At 64.7% G+C, this 6546-nt stretch carries 5 protein-coding genes; all 5 read right to left on the bottom strand.

Going from position 1 to position 6546, the window contains the following annotated elements:
• Positions 1-124 precede the first annotated feature (124 nt).
• The 5 genes from EET13_RS01535 to EET13_RS01515 are packed head-to-tail and all read right to left on the bottom strand — an operon-like array spanning position 125 to position 6545.
• The gene (locus EET13_RS01535; RefSeq protein ID WP_122440630.1) at positions 125-1732 is read right to left on the bottom strand and encodes a virulence factor Mce family protein; all 1608 of its coding nucleotides are present in this window, start codon (positions 1730-1732) and stop codon (positions 125-127) included.
• Positions 1729-3318: a virulence factor Mce family protein gene (locus EET13_RS01530; RefSeq protein WP_122440629.1), complete on the bottom strand. Its 1590-nt coding sequence runs from the start codon at positions 3316-3318 to the stop codon at positions 1729-1731. Before EET13_RS01530 ends, EET13_RS01535 begins: the two co-directional genes overlap by 4 nt.
• Positions 3315-4355 carry a virulence factor Mce family protein gene (locus tag EET13_RS01525; RefSeq protein ID WP_122440628.1) on the bottom strand — a complete coding sequence of 347 codons (1041 nt, stop codon included), beginning with the start codon at positions 4353-4355 and terminating at the stop codon, positions 3315-3317. Before EET13_RS01525 ends, EET13_RS01530 begins: the two co-directional genes overlap by 4 nt.
• Positions 4352-5671 (bottom strand): MCE family protein, encoded by a 1320-nt coding sequence (locus tag EET13_RS01520; protein WP_122440627.1) that lies wholly within the window; start codon positions 5669-5671, stop codon positions 4352-4354. The genes EET13_RS01525 and EET13_RS01520 overlap by 4 nt, the downstream gene beginning before the upstream one ends.
• A 4-nt stretch (positions 5672-5675) precedes the next feature.
• Complete coding sequence (locus EET13_RS01515) at positions 5676-6545, bottom strand: MlaE family ABC transporter permease (RefSeq protein ID WP_122440626.1); 870 nt, start codon at positions 6543-6545, stop codon at positions 5676-5678.
• Between the last annotated feature and the right edge of the window lies 1 nt (position 6546).

Genomic DNA, 6546 nt, shown 5'->3' with positions numbered 1-6546 from the left:
GCGCTCATCGCGCCCCTCAGTGACCAACGGCTCGGGTCGCTCTTCGCGCCTACGGCGCTCATCGCGCCCCTCAGTGACCAACGGCTCGGGTCGCTCTTCGCGCCTACGGCGCTCATCGCGCCCCTCACTGGCCCGCTCCGGCCTCAGCAGGAAGTGGCGCGCCCACCGGCGCCGGTGCCGCTGCGGGACCGGGCGTCGGAGCAACCGGACCCGGGATCACCTCTGGGCCGGGCGGCGGCGGCTGAATCGGCACCGGAGCCTGCAAACCGATCGGCGGCAACACCGGGTACTCGTCGTACGCGTTGGGCGGTCCGGGTGGCGTCTGCAAGGTGGACTGAACTGGCTCGATGTCGGGGCCTCCCATGAGCTCGGCCAGCGACTCGGGGGTCATCAACCCCGCCGTGATTGGCCCTACCTGCTGCCCCTGCATGCCGGGGGCGACGATCCACCCGGGCTGCGTGTTGCGGTGCGACAACGGAGTGTCCGGCACCCAGATACCGGGAACGGTCGTGTCCTTGTATCCGTTGGGCGGCTGCAGCCGTGGCTCGGAGTAGGCGACCTGTTTGGGCAACACCTCGGCGGTACTGAAGAAGTTCACCCCGAACGGGAAGTAGTTGAACTTGATCGAGTCGAGGATCGGCGCCAGATACTGCGCACACAATTCCGCCGACTCCTGATACCCAAGCCGGCTAGCGGCCTGAATAGAGCTGCAGATGAACTGCATCGGGTTGGCGAAGGAGGTGATCTCCGGGATCGCGACCACCGACCCGTGTGATGGGTGGTAGATCTGGTTCACGTTCGACGCCGCCGTCGGCAGGACATGCAAGGCCGTCTCCAAACCGTTCAAGGGCTCGGGTTGCAGCAGCGTGTTGGTCGCCTCGGCCAGGTTGTTGACGTCGTGGGTCAGCACCTCGCGGTTCTTGTCGAGGAATGGCCGGATCGTCGTCAGCAAGCTATCGAATTGCTGTAACGCACTGGAAAGAGCCTGGTCGGAACTGGCGAGCCGGCCGGTGAGGTCGGCCAGGTTCTGGTTCAACGCCACGAACTGCGCGTCGTCCTGGTGCAGCGCGTTGACGAACAACGCCAGGCTGCGAACCACCGCGAAGAAGTCGCCACGGCCTTCATTGAGGGCGGTCAGCGCACGCGACAGGTTGTCCAGGGTGGTGTTGAACTGCTTACCCTTGCCGGCCAGCCCGTTCGCGAACGATTGGAGGACTTCACCGAACGGCCCCTGTGGCTGCTGCTCGGTCGGTCCGAGCTTGTCGATGATGTTGGTGATGCTGTTGCGCAGCTCGTCCCACTCCACCGGCACCTGAGTGCGATCCATCGGGATCACCGCATTGTCGGCCAGCACCGGGCCACCTTTATATGGCGGCTCCAATTGGATGGAACGCGACGCCACCAGGGTCGGGTTGAGAATCACCGCCGAGGCGTTGGCCGGAACCTTGTACTTGTTCTGGTAGTGGAAGGTGACCTTCATCTTGTCGCCGGCCGCTTCGATGCTGTCGATCTTGCCCACCTGCAGGCCCATGATCTGAACTTTGTCGCCGGGGTACAGAGCGTTTGCCGCGGGGAAGTAGGCGACCACGGTGTTGTTGGTCAGCTTCTGGTAAAGCCGCCATCCCACGAACGCGGCGACGAGGGCCAGCACCACGATCAGCGTTCCGATGATCACCGTGGCCCGCGTCATCCTCGGCAGGCGCAGGTTACGGATGTCAAAGACGGTGCTCAATTCTGGCTACCTCCCGTCACACCGCTCCCGCCCGTTCCTCCTGAATTGATGTAGGGGTCGGGCAGTTGTGGCCCGGGCCCGGGCGGTGCCGGCGGACCCGGCGGCAACCCCGGCGCGAACGTGGACGGCGGCGGCGTCGGTCCGGCCGGCCCCAGTTGTTCGGTGCGCGCACCCGGCGGCGCGTTCGGTGGCAACGGCACCGGTGTACCCGGGACGTCCGGCGGCGGGTCGCCCGGCCGCCCCGCGATCGGGATGCCCGGTGTGGGCGGCAGGCCGTTCGGGTTCGGCGGTGACGCCTCAACGTCGAGCGGCGCCGGGAAGTTGGGACCGCCGAACGGACCGAGGAGCGCCCCGGCACACGGCAGCGGGTTCCACGGCCGGGGCAGCCCCTCATCACCGACGGTGACATTGCCACCGGGATTGGCCGGCGTGTACGAGCAGGGTGAACCGGGCGGGACCGCCGGTCCCGGGTGCTCGGGCGTGCCTTCCAGGACCCCCGGCGCCGGCGGCGGTGCGCCATTGGGGAACCGGGTGCCGTTCGGGTCGGGCCACCGGAATTCCGGCAGGCCGGCGCTGCGCCAGAAATTCTCCGGGTCCAGGCCGCGCTTCTTGAAGGCGGCATCGATGAACGGCTGAATAATCTGTCCCGGAACCAGGTTGTGAATGACGACCTTGAAGAACGGCCCCGAGGCGATGGACTCATTCAGCGACGGCAGGAATCCGCCCACCATGAGCAGCCCGTTGGCCAGATCGTCTTTGCGCTCGACTAGGATGTCGCTGACCTGCCGCAATTGCTCTAGTACATGGTTGAGGTTCGGGTTGTCGTTGATCAGTCCCTGCACCTGGGCCGAGAAGGAAGCGACATTGGCCAGCAGCGCGTCGATGGCACGTCCGCGTTCGTTGAACGCGGCGATCAACGTCTTGGCGTTGACCAACAGGCGATCCACCTGCTGGCTGCGGTCCCCGAGGATGCTGGCCACCTGGTTGGCCTGCGCGAGTAGATGCTTGATCTCCTCGTCGCGCTTGCCGATGGTGTCGGAGAACTTGGCCACGCCCTCGAGGGTGGCGCTCAGGTGCGGATATGTCTGGTCGATGGTCTGCGACAGCACATGCAGCGACTGCTTGACGGTGTCGATGTCCCAGCCGGTGGCCGCCTTGGTGACGTCGAAGAAGGCGTCGTAGATCTGGTAGGGCGTGGTGCTTTGACCCAACGGCAACGTGCCGCCCGGCCGCAGCGGCTGGTTGCCGCGCGCCTCGATCTCGAGCACCTTCTTACCGAGGATGGTGTCGGTGCGAATCGCCAGCCGGCTTTCGGTGCCGATGACATTGGTGCCGACCGAGAATTTGATCTTGACGTGGTCGCCGTCGATGGACAGCTCCTCCACCTTGCCGACGTCCATGCCGGCGATGCGTACCTTGTCACCCTTGTTGAGGCCGCCGGTGTCGGTGAACTGCCCGTAGTAGCTCGGCCGCGCGAACAACATCGGGACGCTGGTGAAGCTCTGGCCCACGGCGACGACGATGATCATCACCACGATGCCCATGAGCCCGATACGAAGCCGATTCGGGGGTTCCAGCGTTCTCATTGTGGCGTGCACCTACCCGTCGGCTGGGTGAAGAGCCGCACCGTGCGCACCGGCCCGCCGGGTTGCAGCCCATTGATCCTCAGGCTGATGTCGCAGGAGTAGAAATTCACGAAGTCCCCGTAGGACCCGATGGTGCGACCGATCATGTTCAGCGCGGTCGGGACCTTGTGCAGGAAGTCGCTCAACTGCTGGCGCTGGTCGATCAGCGGCTGCTGGACGGCATCGAGGTAGTTGACGGTCTTGTGCAGCAGCGCGCGGTCCTCGGCCAGTAGATCGGCCACCGTGCCGGCGGCGTTGCTGATGTGGGCGGTGCCGTCCGCCAACTGGGTGCGGTGGTCCTTCAACCCGGTGATCAGAATCTCCAGGTTGTTGACCGTCTGATCGAAGTCCTTGCGGTGGCGAACCGTGGTATCCAGCACGGTGTTCAGGTTCTTCACCACCTCGCCGATCGCCTGGTCGCGCTCGGCGATCTGTGAGGTCAGCTGCGCGGTCTGGTCGAGAATGTCGTTGATGGTGCCGCCTTGGCCCTGAAACACGGTGATGAGCGCCGAGGCGATGGTGTTGACTTTGTCCGGGTCCAGCGCCCGGAATACCGGCTTGAAGCCGCCGATCAGCGCATCAAGGTCGAGCGCCGGCGAGGTGCGTGACAACGGAATGAATCCGCCCGGGCGCATCACCCGATCACTGCCCTCGCCCTGGCCGCGCTTGAGCTCCAGGTAGCGGTTACCGATCAGGTCGAGGTAGCGGATCTGGGCGGTCGTCGACTGGTAAAGGGGGATCGAGCGGTCGACGTCGAAATCCACCCGAACGCGTTTACCGCCGTCGACCAGCGACACCTCTTTGACCTTGCCGATCTCCACCCCCGAGGCGCGGACAAATTGTCCGGCCCGTAGCCCGCTGACGTTGCTGAACTCGGCAGAGTAGCCGTAGGTGCGGTCGAAGCGGATCTGACCGAACACGATGACGATCATCACGCTGAACAGCACCAGCACCAGTGCGAATGCGCCGAGTTTTAAAGCAGTTCCGGTGATTTTCATGGGTTGATCGTGTTGTCCCCTACTTGACGGCCCCAGACGTATTCGATCGCGTAGGGCGAACCGGTCTCCAGGTGGTTATAGGGAGCGATGCTGTTGCCGGTGTCCATCACCAACTCGGGTGCCGGCCAGAAATCATGGGTGATCTGCTGCCAGCAGCCCGGCGCACCACCAGGTCCGCCATGTGCGTTGACCCGCGGCAGATTTTCCGGATACATGTAGGGATTAGGCGCCCCGCCGACCACGCCGGCAGCTAGTCCGCCGATCTGCGAGAGCAGCAGCGGCACCAGCGACGTCGGGTTCAGCATCAATCCCAGCCCGGACAGCAGCTCGCTGTGGGTGGCCAGAGAGTAGCCGTTACCGCCGAGGAACGTGGCGGCCTTGGGTTCGATGTCGTGGTAGTTGCGCAGCGTGCAGTACAACTCCGGGCTGTAGGTGTCCAGCAGCTGAGCGCTGGGCACCAGATCGGCGGCGCCACGGGCCAGATACGGGCCGCCCCGGCCGAAGACATCCGCGCCGGTATTGCCGAACCCGGCCGCCGCCAGCAGAGCGGCGTCCAATTCGCGCTGGCGCTGGTTGAACGTCCGTGCCGTCGGCACCGAGTTGTCGAGAAAGTCGAACAGATCCGGCGAGGCGTTGGCGTAGACGTCACCGAGGCTCGCCAGCTGCTGGATGTCGCGGCGCGCCTGCGGCATTCGCGGGTTGACGTCATCGAGGATCGCGTTGGCGTTGACGATCGACTGCCCGAACCGATCGCCCAGTCCGGTCAGCGCCTGCGCGGCCGCGCTGAGGGTCAGGTTGAGTTTGACCGGATCCACCTTCTCGGCAATCGACGTGATCGTCTGGAACAAGGTGTTGATCTCGGTCGTCACCCCGACGGCATTGATGACGCTCTTGGCCGTGAGATGCCCCTTCGAGATGACGTTGCCCCGGTCATCTCTCGGCGTTGTCAGCGACACGTACTTGCCGCCGAAGACGGTGGTCGCCTTGATCTGCGCGTTGACGTTTTCCGGTACCAGCGGCAGGTACTTCGGATCGACGTTCAGGATGAACTTGGCGGCCGGTTTGCCGTCGCGTGTGATCTCCGAGATGCTGTCGACTCGGCCGATCTGCACTCCGTTGTAGGTGACCTTCGAGCCGGGGTCCATCACCAATCCGGCTCGATCGGACAGCATCGTCAGCTTCACCTTGGGCATGAAATCCCCACGGAACTGCAAGTACACCAAGGCGAATATGACAAGCGCGATCACCAGAAAGACAACACCCGCCGTCTTGTACGGCGGATCGCTGACCTTGTTGACTTTCGCCGGCATCGTCATCGCGCTACACCGTCAGTGCAAAGTTGGGGTCGACGCCGTAGAGCGCCAACGCGGCGGACAAGACGACCACAGGAATCGAAACCAGCGAGAACCGCATCGACCGGCCGACGGCCTCGCCGACACCGACGGGGCCGCCGCCGGCGCTGTACCCGTAGTAGCAGTGACTGACCATCACCACCGCGGTGATGATGATGGCCTCCAGAAATGACCAGAAGACGTCGTCGGGACGCAGGAACGTCCGGAAGTAGTGCTCGTAGGTGCCGGTCGACTGTCCGTAGAGCACTGTCGTGGTGATCTGTGGTGACAGGAACGCCATGATCATGGCCATCGCATAAAGCGGGATGATCACCGTCAGCCCGGCCAGGATCCGCGTGGTCGCCAGGAAGCAGACCGACTTGATGCCCATCACTTCCAGGGCGTCGATCTCCTCGCTGATCCGCATCGCGCCCAGCTCGGCGGTGGCACCGGCACCGACCGTTGCCGCCATGGCCACGCCGGTGACCACCGGCGCGGCGATGCGGACGTTGATTAGCGCGGCGAAAAAGCCGGTGAACGCCTCAACGCCGATGTTCCCCAGCGACGCGAAGCCCTGAATCGCGACCAGCGAACTGCCGGACAACGTGACGAAACCGACGATTGCGGCGGTGCCGCCGATGACGGCCATCGCACCGGTGCCCATTCCGATCTGTGCGATCAGCCGCAGGGTTTCCTTGCGGTATCGGCTCAACGCAAACGGCACGTTCCCGATCGCGACCAGCGCGAACCAGGACAGCCGGCCGGTCGTGTCCAGTCCCCGGACCGCGGCGCCGCCATACCGGTTCAGATTGGCGGTGGCCCTAGGGAATCGGGCCCGCAATACCGCAGATGTCGCCATG

This window comes from Mycobacterium attenuatum (assembly GCF_900566085.1).
In the GTDB taxonomy this organism is placed as follows: Bacteria; Actinomycetota; Actinomycetes; order Mycobacteriales; family Mycobacteriaceae; genus Mycobacterium; species Mycobacterium attenuatum.
This window is presented reverse-complemented; position numbering and strand designations above follow the sequence as displayed.

Excerpts from the sequence above, each read along its gene's own strand:
- EET13_RS01530 (WP_122440629.1), bottom strand. The coding sequence starts at position 3,318 with ATGAGAACGCTGGAACCCCCGAATCGGCTTCGTATCGGGCTCATGGGC.
- EET13_RS01525 (WP_122440628.1), bottom strand. The coding sequence starts at position 4,355 with ATGAAAATCACCGGAACTGCTTTAAAACTCGGCGCATTCGCACTGGTG.
- EET13_RS01520 (WP_122440627.1), bottom strand. The coding sequence starts at position 5,671 with ATGACGATGCCGGCGAAAGTCAACAAGGTCAGCGATCCGCCGTACAAG.
- EET13_RS01515 (WP_122440626.1), bottom strand. The coding sequence starts at position 6,545 with ATGGCGACATCTGCGGTATTGCGGGCCCGATTCCCTAGGGCCACCGCC.